This is a genomic window from Shewanella sp. 5S214 (assembly GCF_041439795.1).
Classification (GTDB): Bacteria; Pseudomonadota; Gammaproteobacteria; order Enterobacterales; family Shewanellaceae; genus Shewanella; species Shewanella vesiculosa.
Genome location: NZ_JBGOOV010000010.1, coordinates 51,470 through 73,917, shown reverse-complemented (window position 1 = coordinate 73,917; position 22,448 = coordinate 51,470). Strand labels below are relative to the sequence as shown.

The window sequence follows — 22,448 nt, the reverse complement described above, 5'->3', positions numbered from 1 at the left end:
TTCAGTTAGCGTTAGCTACTCATATTGATGCGGTTACGGCCGGTTGATTTAGCGCGGTAAAGTGCTGTGTCTGCGGCGCAAACCAGTGCGGTTGGCGTGCGGTATTGGCCACTGCGTTCACAGGCGATGCCTTGGCTAACACTGATTTTAGTTTGTGCAGGTAACCCTATGTCGGTAAAGGTTAACTGGTTAATACGGCGTTGAATGTTTTTAGCTATATATTCTGCTGTTAACGGGTTGCTGTTAGGTAAAATAACCACAAATTCTTCGCCACCATAACGGGCAGCCATGGCATTGTTAGAGGGGAGCACGTCTGCCAGTACTTGGGCAATTTTTTGCAAACATTTATCACCGTTAACATGGCCAAACTGATCGTTAAATATTTTAAAATAATCGACATCGATAATGATTAAACACAGCGGTTGGTCGTGATTAATGCTGTCGTTCCAGTTGGTTTGCAGGGCATCATCAAAAGCATGTCGATTGGCAAGACCGGTTAATTTGTCGGTATGCGCTAAGTGGCGCAGTTTATTGTATTCGGCTTTGTGCGAAGTCAGGTTATGCATAATGCCAATAAATAATGGCTCCGAGCCTATTTGTATTGACGGTAAACATGACAATGATAAATCGGCTTCGAGCAACGTGCTGTCGGCGCGGTTAATGATAATTTCTTTAGGCCCATGGTTAAACTGAGTCACTTTATTGCTTTGATCGCTGGCGTTGTTCCACAGGTCAAATAAAGATTGATACTCATCTTTAAAAGGACTTTGTAGATAATCGGTCCAGGTTTGACCAATTAACATTTCAGCTGGAGCACCGAATAATTTAGCGCCTAACGGATTAATCATCTCAATAACGCCAGCGGAGTTAATCACAAATATCGCTTCTGAAATCGCGTTAATCACATTGAGTAAGGTGCGAATTTGTAAGTTATCTACTACAGCCATTTTGCCATTCTGGTTTGCTGAAGTGGCATCAAAAGTGGCATCAAACATCACCGCCGTCGATGATGAGTCGGCTAGGGTTTCAGCTTCAACACGCAGTGGTATTTTTACCGCGTTAGGATATTTAGACAATGAGTCTGTTAATTTAGTCACACGAGAAATCGTGTCATTGAGTTCAGTTAATTTATCATTGGTAAACATGGTGCATTTCCTCAAGCGTTTGGTGTTGGTAACCCCTTGTTGATGTCAAACACTCTATTAGGAATGGGAGCTTTTAACCTTTCGGTAATCTTCTGATTTTAACTTATTGATTTATATTGAATTAAATTCACATTTTATTTTGTCAATGTGTTGTGATTGAGTGGCTTATGTTGCATGTACCTGAGATGCGGCTTAATTTTATTGCTGGGTTTTAGGTTTTTCCTCCCTGGAATCGATAATATTCTTAGCGAGAATAGCCTGTTGTACGGCAATATTTGCTTGTGATTGTGACAGATATTGGGCCGTCATTGGCTAGTGTTTAGAGCGTTATTTAGCAGCAGTTTGCTCGCTGCGCTGTTGGACAATAATGGTGTTTTATACCCAGTGAACGGGCAAAAGGAAAGCCCAAGTAGGGTTTTATTACTGGATAACATATCGAACACAACAACTCAGATCATAAAGTGAAAAGTCATTTATGACCTTTCATTATGCGGCCACTGTTGATATCGCAACTGGATAAATACCAGCCATTTTAGCAATCGTTATGCTATTGGTTAGTTTATCAGGCTGAACAATATTAAAGCTCAGGGATAGCCCTGAGCTTTAATATTAGATGTATTTAATGTTTAGTTTGGGTGATTGACGATTTCAGGATCGGGACTGAGTACCTGCAAGGTATTGCAGCTGTTTGATAATACAAACTGAAAGCCGGTATTGCCTGGTGTTTTATCTAAATCGGTTAATTGAATCAATGTGCCATCGCTGCTGATGGTAATCGCATCGATGATGCCGTCAAATGGGGTAGTAAACGCCGCACCAACAAATTTTAGCCCTTTACCGGTTTTATCAATTAGCTGGTAAGAGATGGTGCTGTATTGGTTAATGACCACATTGCCACACACAGGGGAGCCGTCAATGTTAGTATAAGTAAATACTGGTACATCTTTATCACCTAGGGTGATGGTGAGATTAAAAAAAGTTGCTTGGCCTTGAGTGTTTGACATTATATTCTCCATATTTTTTGTTAAGGGTTAAGGGTTAAGGGTTAAGATACAGGGTAAATCTATAATCGGTTATTGCCGAACTTTCTAGCCGTTGAACTAAATCAGGGTGTTGCGCAAGTTCACTGAGACAGTCTAAAGCCTTAGCATAAGGAATTGTAAATTGTGGGTCGTTATTTTTTTCAACAATAGTTGCTAACAGATTTTTAGATTGCCGACACAAGGTGATAACTTGTTGTGGCTGGCCTATGGAAGCCAGTAATGACGCGGCTAACATATTGCTTTGGGTTAAATTCGCCACATAAAGTGAACTTTGGTTAAACTCAGTGGTTAATTCGCTAAAAGAGGATATTGCTAGACGCGCATAAACAAGGCTTTCTGAAAGCAGTCCTTGTGACGCTAAATAATTCGCTGCGGCCATTTGATATTTTGCCCATAACTCATTTTTTTTGTTGGAGGTTTGTAAGTACAAATCTTCAGCAAATATGGATGCTAATGAGTCAACACTGTAGCTCATAGTGTGTTCAATTGGTTCAAGACTAAAAGCCAACATATTCAGATAATCATGATATTGCAGTATTTTCCAAACTTCATTTTCAGGGTCTTGTTTTAGGGCATTGGTAATAGCAATGAGACCAAGTTTTGCTTTTTCAAAGGCTTGTGAGTTATGACTTCGATAACTTAACAAAATGGCCAGTTGTTGGTAGCTACTGGATAGTCGTTCAAGTAAATAAGGTTGTTTTTCTAATGCTTGATTTGACAGCTGCTGTTGAATTTGTTGGTGTATTTGTATCGCCGCGGTAATGTCGCCTTGGGCGGTGGCTGCGCTAGCAAGCCACGAACGCGCATTGGCAATATCGGCAATTAATTGGCTTTCGGTGTTATCTTGTTGCCATAGTTGTAACTTGAGTAGCAACGATTGCTCAAATGCCCCACGGGCATCGGTAAAGTTTTGCTGCTTCATGTATATCGAGCCAAGAGTGTTGTGGGCATAGGACAACTCCATAATGGCATCGTTATCGTTTGGCGCGTATTGATACATGGCTTGGCTGTATGTTAAATACTGTTCGAACCATGGTTGAGTGGCAAGCCAATCACTTTTATCGTATTCAAGCTGGCCGAGCCAAAAAGCATTGGCGCCTAAGGTTTTGAGTAAACTGAGGTGTTGCGGTTGCATTTCGAGTAACGGCAGCATGCGCTCACGGGCGGCGATTAAGGCGCTGTGGGCCTCGTCGATATTGCCGCGAGAATAAGCCACTTCGCCCATGGCTTCTAAGGTTTGGCCGTGTTGAAAGCGCGCTTCAAAGCTTAAATAGCTGGCATCGTCGGCCGAAAAATCGCTGAAATATTCCAGTGCTTTGTTACTGATCCCATCGAGCAAGTCCATGCGGCCAATGCCGCGCATTTTGTCGGCGAACTCACCGACCATAAAACCGAGTAAGTTTTCTGCCGCAAGGCGTTTTTGTTGTGCCTGGGTTTCGGCCTCAATGCTGCGAATACTCATGGCGACCGAAATGAGTGTCAGTGCCACAAGGGCTAGCATGACTGCACGGCGGCGCCAGCGGCCGATATTGGCTTGTTTGGTTGAGGCTTGAATGAGTGCCAGCTCTTGAGGCTCTAAACTAAACAATTGGTTATCGAGCAATGTGCTTGCTTCTACTAATGGTTTGCCTTCTGCCAGTAAATAAGCATTACTCTTTGACTCGGCCAACCAGCGGTTAGATTGATGCTGTAAACGGCTTTTAATGGCTAAACTGTCGCTGTGTTCGGTTATCCATTTTGTCGCACGGGGCCAGCGCCTTAATAGCGCTTCGTGGGCAATACTAAAGCAGGCTTGATCGTGTTGCAGATGCGAGACAAACAAGCGGTTATCAACCATGGCTTTGACGAGGTTTATCTCAGCATCACTACTGAGATCGCTCCAGCGGGCAGTGTTGCTGGTGATTGATTTTTCGTCTTCGGTGAGGGTGACTAACATCGACAGTATTTTCGGCAGTGCAGCGCGTTCGCTGTTACTTAATTGGCCTAGCACTTCTTCAGCATTTTTACCGATGGCGCCTTCAATCCCCCCTAGCGAATGGTAAACCGACACCAATAATTGGTTGTCATCATCTTTGTTCAAATACAGTGATTGCAAGGTGTATTGCAACATGGGCAAAGCATCAGGGTTTGAGGCGGCGTCACTGCAAAGTATTTCGTCCAGCGGCATTGCGGTATCGGGATCGAGTGTCCAGGTAAGGTTAGCTGCATTGGCCGGCAAACGGATCATTTGCATCAGCTCTGCTCGAGTTGGCGCCGATAAATCGAAATGTGAGCCATTGGCTTTGCCTGCCATTAGGCTAGGGTGGCTTACTACCTGAGGATAAAAGTCATTGCGGCAAGCACTGATAATTAATATTATCCCTGAAACCGCAAGATTTTCGAGGATATCTAATACATTGTTACGTTCGGATTCGGTAAATAATGGCGACGCTAATAAGATTTCTAAACGGTCGATAAACAATGAAAAATGGGGCCGACTGTATGTTGGGGTATTGTCATCATTGATGGATGAATGATTAGCTAAAGCTAGCTGACAATATTCAATAACGGCATTGATGTCGTTTTGCAATTTTTTTGCCAGCATTTCGGCACTGCAATCGGTAAACACCGCTTGGTCATTGATTTCCCAGTCGAGCATGGCACTGGCGATATCGATAATTAAACGGTCTTTAGTGACATCGGCTAAATCTAGGTTGGCATTATCAATGACGCCAACCCCGTTAAAGCCATTTTTGGACATCAAATTAGGCATGATACCGGCATTAATGAGCGATGATTTACCTGTACCGCTGGGGCCGAGGATTAAGCAGAAGGCTCGGCCGAATTCAACTTGTTTAGTGATGCGATTTAATAAGGTGTCAACTTGCTCACTTCGGCCAAAAAATACGCTGGAGTCGTTGGTTTCAAATGCACGTAAGCCCGGAAAAGGCGAGGCGCCTTGCCATTGTGCGGGGGTGACTTTAGCATGGTGACCAACAGGAAATTCAACACTGGCGATGGTGCGATAACCCCGTTTACGAATGGTTTCTATGTACTGCGGATTAGATGCTTGATCGCCTAATGCTTTACGCAGTTGGGTAATCACTTTATGCAGTGGATTATCGCCAATGGCAATGTCACCCCAACATTGACGAATAATATCGTCTGGGGTGAGTACCTCTCCTTGGTGTTGGCATAGCAGGCGTAATACATCCATGGCTTTAGGTTCAAGGGTGCGGATTGTGTCACCCGATTGAACACTGTTACTCTGCGGATTAATTTGCCAATCACCAAAAAAGAAAGTGCTGTTGCTCATGTTTGTTTTCCAATGCGTTAATCACGTTAATGTTGGCCAAATATAAGTCACTCCATGATCACTTTCATCCAGAGCTAAGCTCAGTCAAAAGGCCTATCAGAGTTCGTCTTTATTTGTGCACATTTTATTATATTGTGCGATTACGTCAGTTGTATTTTTGTTATTAAATTGTACCGCAAAACAATCGTTACCTCGACAACTATATCACCTATGTATTGAGTTAATCCCTTTGTTCTAACTGCTTTATTTGTTCTACTATCGATTGATTCACCGGTGTTTTTACGCCATATTTTTTGCCAATTTTAACTACAGCACCATTAATAAAGTCGACTTCGGTTTGTCGTTTCGCCTTGATGTCTTGCCACATAGAAGAACGAGCTTTGGGATCGATATCGAGCATCTGTTTAGCTAATAATGTAAATAACATATTGGGTAGCGATAATATTAGCGGTAACCATTGAGGTTTAACCTTAGTGTATTGATGCAGTTCGATGTCTGCGGCTTCGCAGACGTTTAACCATTCTGTCATTGCACGAGCCAGTTGCCGACGGCTAGCATAATGGCTGAGTTGCTGTTTGATGGGTAAGTCGCTAAGAGCATTTAATGCATTGTTAAGGTTTAACAATAGCTTGCCATAAATTATTGGCAGCATATTTTGATGCAAGTCGCAGCCAAAACCCTGTTTAATCATTGCTGCCTGAATTGCCTGTGTGTGATGGTTTGTTTGTAAGGTAAACACGCCTTCGGTACCTTTATGAAAACGGCTATTGGGCTGTTGTAACACATTAAAGGGGGTGATGCCCTGGAGCAGATTACAGTGGCTTAGAGACTGGTTAATGCTGTCGAAGCTGCCGAGGCCATTTTGCATAAAAATAATACTGCTGTCGCTGTGCGTTATCGCGATTAATGACTTGGCGATACTGCTAACCTGGTGGCACTTTAAGGTGACGAAAATTACATCAAATGGTATGTCAATTGGCGCCTGATCGATATCAGTGATAATGGCTGGTGGCATGACGGTTTGTAAAAAGCCTTGGTAGTCACTTAAGGTAATACCGTTATTGGCGATAATGTTTTTTTTCATCGTCGGCCTGCAAATGAGGCTAACATCAAAACCAGACAAACACAGCTGGCCGGCTAAATAGCAGCCAGTAGAACCCGCGCCATAAATTGCAATTCTCATTGGATTATGTCTCTTTTTTTATTATTAGTAAGCTAAGCTTTCAATCCAACCCCCGAGGCTGTGATGACTTGTAACATATCAGCATTTTTAGCCGTGTAGAAATTTAAAAATAATAACAGAACTACAATGAACCATAATCACCTTGCAGCGCTGAGATTTAGTGTTATCGCCATGTCAATTCACGCAGATGCCGCCGATATTAAAAGCAAATGGACGATGATGAATTTAAAGAAGTTATGATACGGCCCATGTATTAGGCCGCAAGGTTGTCAGCCATGCCCATGCTGCCCAAGGCATTAATTTGCCTTTTGTGATGTAGGCCGGGGTTATATATAAACGCTAGTGCTAACTTGTTGCGGCACAATGATGGTTCAAATAGCCACAATGCCGCAGTTTTATTTTTTTAATAATTAAAAATCAATTAGTTATTTAACAAGGGAATAATCTATTTGATTTTTGGCGCTAGTGTTCGCATAATAGCCAATTGTGTTTATACAGTACTCTTCACTATAAACCTGTAGAAGGTTCTTCCACTTCAAGGCGTCAATAATGAATTCATACGGATGTTGATTGTAGCTAAGGAATGCTCATGTCGATTGATACTCTCGCGTTATTAGTTTTTATCTTATTGGCTTTGATCGCTTTATTGCTGTTTGCTAATTTGAAAGAGTATCGACAAGAAAAAACACAAAAACACCTTATCAATTCTTATGAGCAAATCCTCGATCACGTTGGCGCTTATATTTATGTCAAAGATACCGATTGCCGCTATGTATATTGTAACCAACTCACTTTAGATTATTTTGGCGTTAGCCTTGAACAATTAAAAGGGACGTCAGACAGTGATTATTTGCCTCCTGAAGTGGTGGATGTTTTGCAACATAATGACCATAAGGTGTTAACGCTTCAGCGTAAAGTATCTGGTGATTTTGTCATAGAGGGTGAAAACGAGACCAATGTTTACCATGAAGTTAAGCAGCCTCTATATGATAAAAAAGGTCAGCTCATGGGGTTAATTGGCATTTCTACCGTTATCACCGAAGAATATAATCTACGTGTCAAACTGGAACATCTCGCCAATAGCGATCCATTAACAGGGCTTTATAATCGTCGTTCGTTTAATGCATTCTGTGACCATGAGTTTGCTCGGGCAATGCGCTATGTTGAATCGCTGTCATTTATGATTATCGACATTGATTTTTTTAAGAATGTTAATGATACCTTCGGCCACTTAGTGGGCGACGAGGTGATTAAGCGGGTGGCTGATATATGCAATGAACATGCGCGTGAGTCGGATATATTGGCTCGAATTGGCGGTGAAGAATTTGCCATTATATTACCCAATACTAATATTGATTCTGCTTATGAACTGGCTGAGCGTTTACGAAAAGCTCAGCAACAATACGATCAACAGCAAGCGCCTTGTATTACCATCAGCATAGGTATTTCAACCTTAGACTCACAAGACAATACTTTTATCGATATGTTTAAGCGTGCAGATAAAGCGTTATATTCGTCAAAAAATATCGGCCGTAATAGTGTTAATGTAGCCTAATTGCATGTGATTATTGATCATTTCAGTATGATGGCTAAGCCGATTTAATCGCATCAGCCAATGCGGCGGCATCACGCAACTAACAATAGATCTTAAAAATTGTTAATTTAAGTTGCACACAATTAGTTATCGTGATTATCATATGTCTCAAGCAACGCACATTTACTGTCAATTTGAGTGCTTAAGTCAGTTAGAACTCAATATGCTTAGACAGTTTTAGTCTAAATTGATCCAGACGTTGTTTTAGATCGCTCAGTTCAGCAAGGTCGATACCGCATTGCTCAACAATACATTCGTGGATCTGCTGGGCCCGAGGTTGGAGAAGATAACCTTTTTCGGTTAATTGCATGCATAGCACTCGCTCGTCTTTAGGCTCGCGAATACGCTTAAGCAGTCCATCGGTTTCAAGGCGTTTGATGACTGGAGTTAATGCACCCGATTGTTGCCCAAGTTTGCTGGCTAAGGTTTTTAAACTTAAACCATCTTGCTCCCAAAGCACTAGCATTACTAAATATTGAGTGTAGGTGAGCCCAATAGAGTCAAGTAAAGGTTTATAGAGCTGCACGATTGCCAATGACGTCGAATAGACAGCAAAACAGAACTGATTCTCAAGTAGCATGGGTTTGTTTTTATTCATATCAGTGCTTAGCTCGCAAAATGGTTGGTGGTATTTAGGCTGATCAATTTAAGTAAAAGAAACGTATTAGTCGACCTTGGTTGTATATGGTATCAGTGTTTAGCTGATATGTATTACAGGTATGAATAGCTTTTAACATTTGCTAATCACTTAGGTCATATTGTCTTCTCGTGCACCATCTGATGGTGCCTATGTCATTTAAAGGATACAAGATGAACACTCAAAACCGTCGTATTGTTCTTGCCAGCCGCCCCCAAGGTGAGCCAGTTGCTCATAATTTCCGTTTAGAAACCGTTAACAAACCAGTGCCTGGCGAAGGTGAAGTCTTATTGCGTGCGGTGTATTTATCACTTGATCCTTACATGCGTGGCCGTATGAATGATGCCAAATCATATGCCGAGCCGGTTGCTATTGATGATGTCATGGTTGGCGCCGCGGTATCACAAGTGGAAGTGTCTAATCATCCTGATTATAAAGTGGGTGAGTGGGTATTATCATTTGGTGGTTGGCAAGATTACTTAGTGTCTAACGGCGAAGGCTTAATGACATTAGGTGACAATCCTACTCATCCTTCTTATGCTCTAGGCATTATGGGAATGCCCGGTTTTACTGCGTACATGGGGTTATTAGACATTGGCGCGCCCAAAGCGGGTGAAACTGTTGTGGTTGCCGCGGCCACTGGTCCTGTTGGTGCAACAGTTGGTCAAATTGCTAAATTAAAAGGTTGCCGCGTTGTAGGTATTGCTGGTGGCGCTGAAAAATGTCGCCATGCCAAAGAAGTACTCGGTTTTGACGAGTGTATTGACCATAAAGCGCCTGACTTTGCACAGCAATTGGCAACACATTGCCATGATGGCATAGATGTGTATTTTGAAAATGTTGGCGGCAAAGTATTTGATGCTGTGATGCCGTTACTCAATACCAGTGCTAGGGTGCCAGTCTGTGGCTTAATTTCTCAGTATAACGCGACGTCGTTACCTGATGGTCCCGATCGTTTGTCATTATTAATGGGCACTTTGCTGGTTAAGCGCATTAAGATGCAAGGTTTTATTATTTTTGACGATTATGGCGATCGTTACCCAGAATTTGCCCAAGATATGGGCCAATGGTTGGCACAAGGCAAGATTCAGTATCGTGAACAAATTGTCGAGGGTCTTGAAAATATGGCCTCAGCCTTTATTGGGCTTTTAAAAGGCGAAAATTTCGGCAAGATTGTCATTAAAGTAAACAATCCTCTGTAATCTGAGTGATTACGAATAAATTTACACTATTTAAGGAATAACAATGAAAGTATTAATGGTATTGACCTCTCACGACACACTAGGCGACACAGGTGAGAAAACCGGTTTTTGGTTAGAAGAACTCGCTGCGCCTTATTACGCATTTACAGATAAGGGTGTTGAAGTGGTACTGACTTCACCTAAGGGTGGCAAGCCACCATTAGACCCAAAAAGTGATCAAGCTGATTTTCAAACCGATTCAACTCGTCGTTTCGCTACTGACGAAAAAGCTCAGGCACTGTTAGCCAATACTCATACATTGGCATCAATTGACGTAGCAGAATATGACGCAGTATTTTATCCTGGTGGCCATGGTCCATTGTGGGATTTAGCGAACGACAAAGATTCTATTGCGTTAATTGAGCAATGCTACAAAACAGAAAAGCTTTTAGGTTTGGTATGTCACGCTCCTGCAGCGCTTAAATACCCTAAAAAGCCAGACGGAACGCCACTTGTTGCCGGTAAAAATGTTACCGGTTTTACTAATGGCGAAGAAGAAGCGGTACAGTTAACCAACGTAGTGCCATTTTTAGTTGAAGACATGCTGCAGGAAAATGGTGCAACCTACTCTAAGGGTGACGATTGGCACCCATATGCCGTGGTTGATGGTAAGTTAGTCACAGGTCAAAACCCTGCATCATCAGAGTTAGTGGCTGAAAAAATGTTAGCGTTATTAAGCTAATCAGCTGCTTGGTTGAGTTGTTATACTTAACCTTAACTCGAGATTACAAATAAGTAGATTGATAAAAGTAAACCCAGTGAGTTGTTCATTAGGTTTACTTTTCATCACCAACATTACAAGGACGGCTTAATGATTAAATTACATCACTTAAATAAATCACGCTCAAAACGTATAATTTGGTTGTTAGAAGAATTGGGCGTGGACTATGAGCTGGTTGCTTATCAGCGTGATGCAAGCACATTTTTAGCGCCAGAGTCGTTAAAAGCAGTTCATCCTTTGGGTAAATCTCCAGTATTAGAGGCCAGCGGTTACACTATTGCTGAGTCTGGTGCGATTACTGAGTATTTAATTCAAACCTACGGTGCAGATAAGCTGATGCCGACACCCGGTTCTGCAGATTACATTGATTATTTACAATGGATGCATTTTGCTGAAAGTTCTGCTGCATTGCCATTATTATTGAAGATCTTTGTTAAAATGGATGGGGCTGAAACTCGCTTTATCGGTGGATATGCCGATGCTGAAACCGCAAAAGTTATCAGTTACTTTAATGACCGTTTGCAAGGTAAGTCATATTTAGTTGGCAACAGTCTTAGCGGCGCAGATATTATGATGTCGTTTATTGCGGAGCTTGTTGGCCAAAATGGCGAGTTTGAAAAATATCCAAATATTGCAAAGTATTATCAGCAATTAATGAGCCATGCATCATTTAAAAAAGCGATGCAAATCGAAGCTGAACACGATCGTTAATCATTAATGCGTATCCATTTAAAAGACGAACTCAGTTCGTCTTTTTTATTGCTGCAGCGGTTATTTTCATTCAGTTACCCCTAGATTATTGATTATGCTTTTACCATCGGCAGGCCAATGTTTAACAGGCCATACAGTTGGTTTTTGGTTAAAGATTGTTCGCTGTCATACTAAGGTGTTACTATAACAAGGGTTTTATTGCGTGCTACAAGGTTAGATTATGACAACTTTATCAAATGAGGAACTTGCTTATTTCAGTGATGTTTTTTCACCGGCAGATGACTGCACAGACAACGCTTTATCGAAACATTCGTTAAGTGTCGCAACTGAAGTACCCCAAGTGCTTGCGCATATTTTGGGAAATGCCAAACTCACTTTGCTCGCTGAAATAAGCTACTATCGCTTATGGTTTCCATTGACCTTAACAATAGATGATCTTGGACAATTCTCTCCAGAATTGGGGATCCCAGAAGTGATTGATATGCGAGGCGGAGAACGTAGTTGGCGACTGGATGATGTTAAAAATATCAAGGTGATTGATCATGACACTGAGAAATACGTTGAAGTGTTATCCCTGTCTAGCTCGGGTATGACCATTAAGGTGCCGCAAGAACTTAACACTAAAATGCCCCGTTTAACCCAATTGATTTTACCTAATGGTGTTCATCTAGATATGTTGTTTGAACCTGTCAGGACTGAAAATGGGGTGATGGCGGCAAAGATTAGTGCAGAAGGTGAGTCGCGTGAAATATTGCGCCAATTTTTATTTAGCGAACATAAAGCTAAGTATGCACACCTTTATAAAAATATTAACTACTAACGATAAAATCCTTAGCTAACATAACTTTAACCGCATCGATAAAGTCATTGTCATTTTTGGCCTGAATTAATTGGCACAACTCATCACCTACACTGGTAAAGCGATAATAGGTAAATAATAAGTGCTGATCTTTAGGCTTTAGAGTCAAGGTAGTATTAGACATTGCTAACTGAATGTTTTCATTGCTGCTTAGTAACCCTGTTTCAAACTCGCTTTTATGCAAAATCCCCGCATCGACTAGGGTTAAAATACTCGAATAAGGTAAGCCAAATTGCGACAGGCCAAAGTTTGTTTGAGTGTGCTTGCGAAAATATTGTTTTATCCCGCCGTTAATACGATAACTGCTAAGTAATTTAAACCTAGGCTCAGTGTTGATTTTAACTGACATGCCTAAGGCTTTTTCAAATATCTGTGCTTCTCGAAAGGTTAACTGTGTTAACAGTGCCAAGGTGCGAAGGCTAAAGTTGCCTGGATTGACGATTTCGCTGGCTAAGATTCTGGCCCATAAATCTTGCATTTTTCGATTATGGATCTGTTCTGCCATCTTAAAAAATTGATAACGCCAATCAGGATCTAACTCCACTCCAGTCACATCCGATGGCGTATAGTTAAGTGCTAATGCAAAAATGCTCTCAAGATTAGTTTGATGTTGGCTAAGTTGTTTGCGTTGACGGTATTGCGCCCGTTCTGCAACGGATGCGGTAGACGGACGATAATCGTCTTCACTGGCTAAACCGATAATGCGTCCGAGCAATAAGGTTTTTTTGCGCGCAGACACTTGAGTGTTGTCATCTTGTATCTCAGTTACATCAATATCAGCCATCACTCATCCTCTCAGTGCTTTGCGTTTGCGCCAGGTATTTTTGGGTATGACATTTATGTTGAATCGTTTAGTTTTTTGTAGTCAACGGAGACCATAAGGCTTCTTTACCCGGCACCGGATGGCGCGGCACATTGAATGCTAATGCGAGCGAGCATAGGGCAAACCCAGTACCAATAAAGAATACTGCTTTAGGCGAGCTTAACCACAATATACCTAATAACGCTGGAATAATCACCGCGGCAATATGGTTAATGGTAAAGCTTACCGACATGGTTGAGGCAATATCTTGTTTATCGGCAATTTTTTGAAAATAGGTTTTCATTGCAATTGCCATGGCGAAAAGCAGGTGATCGATTACATATAAACCCGCAGCAATATTGGCATCGCTGACATAAGCGTAGCTGCTGAAAATAAGCACTAAGCCAAGGTATTCAATAATTAACGCCTTACGTTCCCCTATGCGACCAATAAAGCGGCCAATCTTTGGGGCAAACAATAAATTCACTAGGTAATTAATCAGAAACAAGGCGGTGATTTCAGACACCGAATAGCCAAATTTCTCAACCATCATAAAGCCGGCGAACACCATAAAAATTTGTCTGCGTGCACCAGAAAAAAACGTCAGTAAATAATACAGCCAGTAGCGTTTTCGCATGATTAGATGCTTGTGCTGAATGGAGCCAATGGCAAAACGTGGAAAGTATACCGCCATCATAAACACCATGAGCAAGCCACAACCACCAATGATGCTGTACATCCAGATATAGTCAAGTTTAAGCCAACTCATGATCAGCCAAATTGATCCGTAACCGACGAGCGCCGCAGCGGATCGCCATGCTAACGCTTTTCCCATAAATCCCGGGGCATCGGCTTTATCAACCCACTGTAATGTCAGCGATTGATTGATGGTTTCAAAATAATGAAAACCTATCGACATCAATACCGTTGTTAAATACAGACCAATCACGTCGGGAAACCAGCCGGTAATGCCCACGCCAATACACAACAAGGCCAAAGATGATAATGCAAAGGTTTGTTCTTTGATCATCAGTAATACAAATACCGCGGTAAAGGCTAAAAATCCTGGTATTTCTCTTAGGCTCTGCAATAAGCCAATTTCGGCGCCGGTGAATGCGGCGCGTTCAATCACAAAATTATTGAGTAATGCCTGCCAAACTGCGAATACCATCGACATAACAAAGGTCATCCACAGCAGGAGGTGTTGTGGGTTTGTTCGTTGGATCGAAATGGGGGCAGCATGTGTAAGTGATGTGTCTGACATGGTTGAAACTCTTATCCCTAAGCTTATCCATCTATAGTGACATAAAATAGTTTTCTAAGTGAACTGTATTTTGCCTGCAATTTGGGGTTATCAGTCCATGATTCATTTGCCATGATAAATCTGACACAAGCTTGGTTATTTGGGGTTTTCTGGTCGATGATTTTCTGCGAAGTACTTCACATTGCATTGAGGCAGTGCATATTAGGTGAATTGCTTATCATGATGACGTGATCTGTTTCATGTAAATTCTGTCATCGGTGGTCTAAGATACTGTATTACTTTAAATGATTTCTATAAGAGGTCAGCATGAGTCAGATTTTACTGATCCATTCTAGTGTGCATGGTTACACTCAACAAATATGTGAGTATTTACAACGTCAACTCGCTAGCCAAGATCAGCAGGTGACGGTAGCCCCTTTGGATGACGCTCCCGATTTAGCCTTGTTTGATAAAGTGTATATTGGTGCCAGTATTCGTCATGGCAAACATCGTCCGGCGTTGTACCAATTTATTGAAACCCATCGAGCGGAATTAGAAAGTAAACCCAGTGGTTTTTTTTCAGTGAGTTTAGTGGCGCGTAAACCCCACAAAAATACGCCGCAAACCAACAATTATATGCAACAGTTTTTAAGTCAAAGTGCATGGCAACCTAAGTTGCTGCAGGTATTTGGTGGTAATTTAGATTACCAAGGTTACAACGCATTAGATCGAAATATTATTCGCTTTATAATGTGGCTAACCAAAGGTCCTACCGACCCCAACACTAAGGTAGAATTTACTGATTGGCAAAAAGTGGATCAATTCGCGCAGCAGATCATTAAGGAATAATGGATGAAGCGAGCGACAAGGCTATCGCAATTATTCGATTCTATCGCGACTAAACTGCATGTGATAACCGGCGGATTAAGCGTATTACTTATTGCTACTAGTCCTTGGATATTAATCGGGCGTCGTTTAGCCCCTAATAGCAGCGGGTGGAATCACTGGCATGTTTATGGCGGCCTGTGTTGTGCTTTATTAGCGGTGGCGCTGAGCTTTCATGTTTGTCGTCAGGGTCAATGGCGGCAGTTTTTTCCTTGGCTTGTTGGCGAATGGCGTCAGTGCTGGCAAGACATAAGCGGTTTGGCTCAAGGCCAGTTGCCTCATTCTGGTGGCAAAGGCTTATTGAGCGTGATTGCTGGCATAGGTTTATTATTATTGTTGTTGGTGTCTGTGACAGGTGTTGGCTGGTGGTTGACCCAAGGTGGTGAGTACGCCCTGAGTTTACGTTATTATCACAGTTTGTTTGCCGACTGCTTTGTGGCGGTATTACTGCTGCATGCATTACTTGGACTACTGCATTTACGTGACTTTTTTGATTAGGTTTTCAGTCTGAGTTTGGCACTGTGAGTTTAGTGAGTAAATAAAATGGCTATCAATTGATAGCCATTTTTATTGCAAGTGTTAGGTCTAATCTGTATTTCGACTAAGGATTAGCAGTAAGTTTTTATTTCGATAGAGCTAAAAAATTCATTAATTCAATTAGTTGGTCTAAGCTATTCATCTCATTCATATTAATAGCGTATTTATCATTAACGATAAAGGTGGGGACGCTATTCACTTTATATAGTGCTTGTTGCTGGCGCCACAAGGCTAATTGTTTCTCGGTATTACTGCTGTCGGCGATGTTGTCATAGGTTGCGGCATCGATGCCAAATTGGCTGAAGACTTTTCGAATGTCTTCACGGCTATTGATTTGTGATTGATGCTGGTGACCTTGAGCATTGTGATCATGGCCATTAGCACCTGCATCGCCTTGAATAGCGCTAAACATTGCATGGTTAAGTTTGTCTGCTTGACCAACCTGGTGAATAACAGCCAGTGAACGCATTACTTCAGTGCCTAAGTCACTGTTCATAAAGTCTACATGCTTAGTGTCAAAGCTGATCTGTTTATCTAATCCCGCTTTAATTTCAGGAAGATACTGAGTTTCCATGTTGAAGCAGTTATGGCAGTAAAATGAAAAAAACTCAGTAATTTTAGGTGAACTGGTCACCATGTTATTCGATATTTGAGTGTAATGTTTACCGGCAATAAACGGTGTGGCGAGTGTGCTAAATGAGGCTGTTATTAGCATCAGTGTAATGGCAAAATATTTAATCATGTAAACCTCAAATCAATGTGGATGGCAAGTCATCGCGAGCAATAGACTTATCTGCTTTAGTTAAATAGGGTAAGTTTTTAAGCTGAATTATGACTTAAATCATCACTTAAAAAGGCGCTAATTTCGTGACCGATGCGTGCTTTATGAGGTTAACTGCGGATATTGAAGTGAGCCAATTGAATCATGTGGCGAGATGATGTGATGAGGTGGCAATAAAAGATGTGTTTCTGCTGCAGGTATTATTCCGCTCTGTTGATGTTATTGAGTGCTGTAAGCGTTGGCGATTAACAGTCAATGCGCCGCTCAACATGTTAATGTGGACTCGTTATACACAGTACTATGAGTGATAGGGACAGATACTATGAATGATAGGGACAAATACTGTCGACGTTGTCGTTATGCTAATGGTTTATACAAAGGTGCAGTTAAGCCATTAGCTGGTAATTATGTTTGCAGACTAGAGTGACTCTTTTAGAGTTTGCCATGCTTCGCACACTTCACGGAAACGTTCAGCATTGCCTTGATCGCGGTCTGGATGCCATTTAAGCGCCAGCTTACGCCATTGTTTACGGATGTCTCTATCGGTAGCAGTTTCATCCAGTTCAAACACTTTTAAGGCTTGGCCCACATGCATTAACTTGATATTAACGCCAATATACTCTTTATAAGTTGACCAGAACGACTCGAGCATTTCTCGCACTACGTTAACGCTGGCATCGTAATTAGCCCAGTCGAGATAGTAATCGCGTAATGCACCATCGCGAATATGTTGGACATCTGCACTGGCCGGAATAATCCTAAATATTTGGATTTCCATTGCCTTAACTTGTAACCACTGTTTGGGCATTAATATATCTTGTAATTCATACAAGGCATTCATCAATAAAAAGTTACGTTTAAAAAGATCTTTTTCCGGTAACGGATCAAGGTTGTGCATTAGCCCTTTGGCTTGCAACTCGCTGGCTAAATGATGCACTTTCCAACTTTGATTAGTTGACTGCAATAAACTCAGCACAGGCCATATAAGCGGATTATCACTTTTATTTGCATTGATTTGATTGCTTTTATTTGTATCGTCCCATTCAGGAGCATGGGCCGAGTGTAAGGTTTTATTGAGTAACATGGTGGTGTATTCATCCTGAATTGGCGATAAATTCTACTTATCATGAAACCACACTATGCCATAGCCGTTGTTAATCACAAGTAGATTTATACTCGCAGAGATGTCGATTTGAGCCTACATATGCAGCTTTATTTGGCGATCTGGACCTCGACCTGAATGTAATGCTTAAGGGCTTGGTAATCTGGCGCCGAGCAAATGATTCAATCAAGCGAGGATGGACAGCATCAGCTGGCTGATTACAGGGGATTGCGATTTCATTAAGCGGTTAAATTTTTTATTTACCTTGATCAATTAATTACTATTCTTACAGGCAAGAAAGCTTTATTTGGTATAAAATTCCCCGCAATAAAATAATCGGGGGCTTAACCAATGACAGATAAACACTTTATTAGTGCGCAACAACTACTGGAAGATTCATTTAGACTCGCTGCACAAGTGTATGACAGTGGCTTTCGACCACAGTTTATTGTGGGTATTTGGCGCGGCGGTGCTCCAATCGGTATTGCAGTACAAGAATATTTCGATTTTAAGAAAGTTGAAACTGACCACATCGCGGTGAGAACCTCTTCTTATTATGGCATTGGAACCGATAAGCAAGATAAAAATATTAAAGTACATGGTCTGCATTATATTATTGAAAACGCTAACGCCAGTGATGGTTTGTTGATTGTTGATGACGTCTTTGACTCAGGGCGCAGCATTGATGCGCTTATTGGTAAGTTAAGAAAGTTTATGCGCTTGAACATGCCAACGGATATCCGTATTGCCTGCCCTTACTACAAACCGAAAAACACTAAAGTGGACCTAAAACCAGAATATTTCATTCATTCATCTGAAGATTGGTTAGTGTTCCCACATGAAGTGTCTGGTTTAAACCCACAAGAAATTGCTGAAGGCAAAGCTGACTTTAAAAACATCCAAGAGCTGTTTTTATAAGCGTAATGCAGCACAGCTTATCGCGGTTATTAGCAACGAATTTACTTAGAACTTTGGGTAAAGTTTGCTAAAATACAAGCACTATGCGAGTGCGCCAACATACTTATGTCAATGCGATAATATTAGTATGTTGGCGCACTTTTTTATCCGAATTGATGCGAAATATAGTTAACATTATGGTTTCTGTAGAATTGTTCACCCCAGAGGCTCCTGTAAAGCGCCAGTTAGAACTCTTAGCCCCCGCTAAAAATGCCGATTATGGCATTGAAGCTATTCGTCATGGTGCTGATGCGGTTTATATTGGTGGCCCAGCGTTTGGTGCCCGTCACAATGCTGGCAACAGTATTGAAGACATTGCTCGCTTAGCAGAATTTGCTCATCGTTATCATGCCCAGGTGTTTGTGGCCTTAAACACTATTTTAATGGATGACGAACTTGATAAAGCCCAAAAGCTAATTTGGCAGCTTTATGAAGCGGGCGTCGATGCCTTGATTGTGCAAGACATGGGGGTGTTACAATTTGATCTTCCGCCTATTGCGTTACATGCCAGCACCCAAACCGATAACCGCAGCCCAGAAAAAACGGTATTTTTTGAGCAAGTTGGTTTTTCTCAGGTGGTGTTAGCCCGCGAGCTGAATATTCCCCAAATTCGTGATATCGCAGCCAGCACAAAAATGAAGTTAGAGTTCTTTATTCATGGCGCTCTGTGCGTCAGCTACAGTGGTTTGTGTAATTTAAGTCACGCTTACTCTAATCGAAGTGCTAATCGCGGTGAATGTTCACAAATGTGTCGATTACCCTGTAATTTGACCACGCGTGAAGGCGAGGTCTTAGCCGAAAATAAGCACTTATTGTCATTAAAAGATAATAATCAAACGGATAATTTAGAGGCATTAATTGATGCGGGTATTAGCTCGTTTAAAATTGAAGGCCGTTTAAAAGATATTACTTACCTTAAGAATGTTACCGCACATTATCGCCAGCAGCTTGATGCAATTATTGCCAAGCGTGCCGATCTTGAATCTATCTCTCATGGTCGTTGCGAATTTAATTTTACTCCCGATCCTGATAAAAGCTTTAACCGCGGTAAAACCGATTATTTTGTTAATGAACGGACCGAGGCGATTGAGCATTTTAGTTCGCCTAAGTTTATTGGTGAAAAAGTGGGCCGAATTACTCATGTCGGTAAAGACTTTATTAAAATCGATACCAGTGAAAGTGGTAAAGACATTCACTTTAACAATGGTGATGGTCTGTGTTTCTTTGTTGAGCATTATGAAACTCAGCGTTTGTCTGACGATAAACTCTCTGGTGTACGCATCAACCGCGCAGAGGGCAACACCTTATATTTAACTGAAGTGCCCAAAGATCTTAAAATTGGGGTGATGATGTTCCGAAACTTTGATCATAAGTTCGAAGCTATCCTCAACAAAGATTCAGCTAGCCGTAAAATTGCTGTCGATATGCAATTCTTTGATACTGATGACGGCGTAGGCTTAACGATTACCGATGTGCATAATATTAGTGCCACCGTCACTTTAGTGTGCGACAAAGCTCCTGCTAATGATCAGGCTAAAACCGCTGAAAATTTGAAAAAACAACTTAGTAAACTTGGCAGTAGCGACTTTGTGCTGAATAAGATTAATTTGCTGACACAAACCATGTGGTTTTTACCTGCCTCTGTGGTCAATGAGTTACGCCGCGATGCTGTAAGTGCATTAATGGCGGCAAGGGTTGCCAGTTACCAACGACCTGAGCGTTGGGTGCATGATAAAACGGCGCGTTTTCCACAAAAAGCATTGAGCTTTTTATCCAATGTGGCCAACGAAAAAGCCAAATCGTTTTATCATCAACATGGGGTGATTCAAATTGAAGACACCTATGAAAAAAATAATGTGTTACATGATGCGCCGTTAATGGTGACCAAACATTGTCTCCGCTACAGCTTTAATTTATGCCCGAAAGAAGTTGAAGGTATTAAAGCTGATCCGATGTTTTTAGATGTTGGCAAAGATAAATTGAAGTTAGTATTCGACTGCCATAAATGCGAAATGATGATTGTTGGCTCCAACCAATTAGTCAAACAATAATGGTGTAGCAGCAATATTTTATTCATCATTGCTTTTCCAGTGGCAATATTCTCCTTGTCACTGGATAAGTTTTTTGAATAAGCTGAAAAAACAGCCATTAAATAGCTGCCCAAACTCGTGCGTTTCGAGTACACTGCGCGGCTGAAATTTCACGGGTTTAAGCCTGTGATACCTTAAGTTAGGAAAGAATAGATTATGAGCGATAGCAAAAAGTATGCTTTACGTGTTATTCAAATTGAAAACACGTGGAAAACTGAAATTACTCGTCGTATGACAGCGACTAAAACCATAGTATCAAAAAGCCAAGATGGTTTTGCCACAGAAGCTGAAGCCATTGCATGGGGCGAGCAATCACTGCAAGGTTTTTTAGCTAAGCAAGCTGATCGTAACAAGCGTAAAACTGAGAAACACCTTAAAGCTAAAAGCGTAGCCGCGGCCATTGCTGCTGAATCAGCTATCGACGAAGAAGAACTTTTCGACGCCGAAGATGATGCTGAAGATGACGAAACGTTTAATTAATATGTTATCCAAGATGTAAATGTTATAGATAAGTTTCAATTTTTGTATGTTCAGGATAGGATATGCTCAATTAGAATGGTTTCGATCAACTTATCTTTATCTTGACCAAATAAGGATTCATTTGGATGAACAAGATTGCTGCAATTATTGGCTGCTCGGGGTGCTTAGGGATATTGTTCCTGTTCCCGAGTAGTGCATCTGCTACCTCTCAAATCCCCATGACATTTGGTGAAGTTGGTCATTCATCAGCTACTGCTGTGATGTCTGATGATGTTCAGCAACTGACAAAGCTGTCTGCGAAGTTTGGTTTTTTACCACCATTGGATTGGAAGCTTGCCTTTAATGAAAAACGTGGTGATATGACCATGGCTGAGTTTGTTCCTAGTGATGAGTCGTTAAATAATTGGTCTCGTTTAGTCTGTATGCAAGGCTTTAAGGGCTTAGCCGATGACGTTGAACCAGAACAATTTTTAAATTCAATGGCTGACACTTATCGACAACATTGCCAAGGGCAGGTTATTTATCAACAGCTCGGCAGTTCTAAGGTGGATGGCCTCGAGGCTGTGCATGGTTTATTAGGTTGTACCAGTATGCCTAATATTCATAGCGCTTCAGCTGTGATTGAAACGTCTTTTATATCCCCTTTACAAGGTGAAATGGGCTATTTTACGGTAATAAGTGACGACGATGATGTCTATCTTATTCATAAATCTATTCGTACCGACATATTTACTCCTGATACCGCACCTATCACTATCGATAATTATCGTCAGTTCATGACCCAGCCCTAATCATTTTTTCTCGGTGTTGAACATTAACCCGAAGATGTCATTTACACTTATTTGTATCCAAGTTTCAACTTTACATATTGATGTTTACGAATGTAAATGTGTGCTCACCAGCTCCCTTAGCCTTTAAGACCATCGCAATCTATGAGTTTATTTATCATTAAGTTGAATTATCTGTGAGATTACCTTTTGTCAGTATGAAGTACACCTTAGGATCCGTTATAATCGCCGCGTTATTATTTTGCTGCGCAAACGGTTACGTTTAGCACGCAGTGACTTAATACAAGCTTGTCATAACCAAAGACATATTTTTTAATGTTGAGCTGAGCCTCATGTTATTTTAATCGCTCACCT

Annotated in this window: 20 protein-coding genes; 11 read left to right on the top strand and 9 right to left on the bottom strand. The window is 41.4% G+C overall.

Annotation, left to right across the window (positions count from 1 at the left end; genetic code table 11):
* Positions 1-11: 11 nt before the first annotated feature.
* The 4 genes from ACED29_RS08800 to ACED29_RS08785 form a co-directional block, all read right to left on the bottom strand.
* The gene (locus tag ACED29_RS08800; RefSeq protein WP_182697510.1) at positions 12-1,145 is read right to left on the bottom strand and encodes a sensor domain-containing diguanylate cyclase; all 1,134 of its coding nucleotides are present in this window, start codon (positions 1,143-1,145) and stop codon (positions 12-14) included.
* Positions 1,146-1,771: 626 nt separating this feature from the next.
* Positions 1,772-2,149 carry a DP-EP family protein gene (locus ACED29_RS08795; RefSeq protein WP_182697509.1) on the bottom strand — a complete coding sequence of 126 codons (378 nt, stop codon included), beginning with the start codon at positions 2,147-2,149 and terminating at the stop codon, positions 1,772-1,774.
* A gap of 34 nt (positions 2,150-2,183) precedes the next feature.
* Positions 2,184-5,483, bottom strand: a complete 3,300-nt coding sequence (locus ACED29_RS08790) for a winged helix-turn-helix domain-containing protein (protein WP_182697508.1) — start codon at positions 5,481-5,483, stop codon at positions 2,184-2,186.
* Between the two features lie 220 nt (positions 5,484-5,703).
* Complete coding sequence (locus tag ACED29_RS08785) at positions 5,704-6,666, bottom strand: 2-dehydropantoate 2-reductase (RefSeq protein WP_182697507.1); 963 nt, start codon at positions 6,664-6,666, stop codon at positions 5,704-5,706.
* Between the two features lie 589 nt (positions 6,667-7,255).
* On the opposite strand from ACED29_RS08785, the gene ACED29_RS08780 reads away from it, so the two are divergent.
* Positions 7,256-8,221 (top strand): GGDEF domain-containing protein, encoded by a 966-nt coding sequence (locus ACED29_RS08780; protein ID WP_273059327.1) that lies wholly within the window; start codon positions 7,256-7,258, stop codon positions 8,219-8,221.
* Between the two features lie 190 nt (positions 8,222-8,411).
* On the opposite strand, the gene ACED29_RS08775 is transcribed toward ACED29_RS08780, so the two are convergent.
* Positions 8,412-8,858, bottom strand: a complete 447-nt coding sequence (locus ACED29_RS08775; RefSeq protein WP_124015543.1) for a MarR family winged helix-turn-helix transcriptional regulator — start codon at positions 8,856-8,858, stop codon at positions 8,412-8,414.
* Between the two features lie 212 nt (positions 8,859-9,070).
* Here ACED29_RS08775 and ACED29_RS08770 point away from each other — a divergent pair, with 212 nt between their 5' ends.
* The 4 genes from ACED29_RS08770 (at position 9,071) to ACED29_RS08755 (ending at position 12,390) form a co-directional block, all read left to right on the top strand.
* Positions 9,071-10,099: an NADP-dependent oxidoreductase gene (locus tag ACED29_RS08770; RefSeq protein ID WP_124015544.1), complete on the top strand. Its 1,029-nt coding sequence runs from the start codon at positions 9,071-9,073 to the stop codon at positions 10,097-10,099.
* Between the two features lie 43 nt (positions 10,100-10,142).
* The gene (locus tag ACED29_RS08765) at positions 10,143-10,820 is read left to right on the top strand and encodes a type 1 glutamine amidotransferase domain-containing protein (protein WP_207891308.1); all 678 of its coding nucleotides are present in this window, start codon (positions 10,143-10,145) and stop codon (positions 10,818-10,820) included.
* 129 nt (positions 10,821-10,949) lie between these two features.
* Entirely contained in the window at positions 10,950-11,570 is a 621-nt protein-coding gene (locus ACED29_RS08760) for a glutathione S-transferase family protein (RefSeq protein ID WP_124015546.1), read from the top strand.
* A gap of 220 nt (positions 11,571-11,790) precedes the next feature.
* Positions 11,791-12,390 carry a hypothetical protein gene (locus ACED29_RS08755; protein ID WP_124015547.1) on the top strand — a complete coding sequence of 200 codons (600 nt, stop codon included), beginning with the start codon at positions 11,791-11,793 and terminating at the stop codon, positions 12,388-12,390.
* On the opposite strand, the gene ACED29_RS08750 is transcribed toward ACED29_RS08755, so the two are convergent.
* Positions 12,380-13,213 carry a TIGR03899 family protein gene (locus ACED29_RS08750; protein ID WP_124015548.1) on the bottom strand — a complete coding sequence of 278 codons (834 nt, stop codon included), beginning with the start codon at positions 13,211-13,213 and terminating at the stop codon, positions 12,380-12,382. The two genes, ACED29_RS08755 and ACED29_RS08750, sit on opposite strands and share 11 nt — an antisense overlap.
* A gap of 67 nt (positions 13,214-13,280) precedes the next feature.
* Positions 13,281-14,495 carry an MFS transporter gene (locus ACED29_RS08745; RefSeq protein ID WP_273059323.1) on the bottom strand — a complete coding sequence of 405 codons (1,215 nt, stop codon included), beginning with the start codon at positions 14,493-14,495 and terminating at the stop codon, positions 13,281-13,283.
* A gap of 306 nt (positions 14,496-14,801) precedes the next feature.
* On the opposite strand from ACED29_RS08745, the gene hemG reads away from it, so the two are divergent.
* Entirely contained in the window at positions 14,802-15,323 is a 522-nt protein-coding gene (hemG, locus tag ACED29_RS08740; RefSeq protein WP_124015550.1) for a menaquinone-dependent protoporphyrinogen IX dehydrogenase, read from the top strand.
* A 3-nt stretch (positions 15,324-15,326) separates the two neighbouring features.
* Positions 15,327-15,857, top strand: a complete 531-nt coding sequence (locus tag ACED29_RS08735; protein WP_124015551.1) for a cytochrome b/b6 domain-containing protein — start codon at positions 15,327-15,329, stop codon at positions 15,855-15,857.
* A 124-nt stretch (positions 15,858-15,981) separates the two neighbouring features.
* On the opposite strand, the gene ACED29_RS08730 is transcribed toward ACED29_RS08735, so the two are convergent.
* Together ACED29_RS08730 and ACED29_RS08725 are read right to left on the bottom strand one after the other, a co-directional pair.
* The gene (locus ACED29_RS08730; protein WP_182697499.1) at positions 15,982-16,638 is read right to left on the bottom strand and encodes a thiol:disulfide interchange protein DsbA/DsbL; all 657 of its coding nucleotides are present in this window, start codon (positions 16,636-16,638) and stop codon (positions 15,982-15,984) included.
* A gap of 457 nt (positions 16,639-17,095) precedes the next feature.
* Positions 17,096-17,761, bottom strand: coding sequence for a DNA-J related domain-containing protein (locus ACED29_RS08725; RefSeq protein ID WP_124015553.1), 666 nt, complete (start codon positions 17,759-17,761; stop codon positions 17,096-17,098).
* Positions 17,762-18,130: 369 nt separating this feature from the next.
* On the opposite strand from ACED29_RS08725, the gene ACED29_RS08720 reads away from it, so the two are divergent.
* The 4 genes from ACED29_RS08720 (at position 18,131) to ACED29_RS08705 (ending at position 22,097) form a co-directional block, all read left to right on the top strand.
* A complete protein-coding gene (locus ACED29_RS08720) occupies positions 18,131-18,697 on the top strand; it encodes a phosphoribosyltransferase (protein WP_101085918.1) in 567 nt (188 codons plus the stop codon).
* A gap of 176 nt (positions 18,698-18,873) precedes the next feature.
* Positions 18,874-20,787 (top strand): U32 family peptidase, encoded by a 1,914-nt coding sequence (locus ACED29_RS08715; RefSeq protein WP_124015554.1) that lies wholly within the window; start codon positions 18,874-18,876, stop codon positions 20,785-20,787.
* Between the two features lie 195 nt (positions 20,788-20,982).
* On the top strand, positions 20,983-21,306 hold the full coding sequence (locus ACED29_RS08710; RefSeq protein ID WP_182697498.1) for a DUF3622 domain-containing protein: 324 nt from the start codon (positions 20,983-20,985) through the stop codon (positions 21,304-21,306).
* A 125-nt stretch (positions 21,307-21,431) separates the two neighbouring features.
* Entirely contained in the window at positions 21,432-22,097 is a 666-nt protein-coding gene (locus ACED29_RS08705) for a hypothetical protein (protein ID WP_371697481.1), read from the top strand.
* Positions 22,098-22,448: the final 351 nt, after the last annotated feature.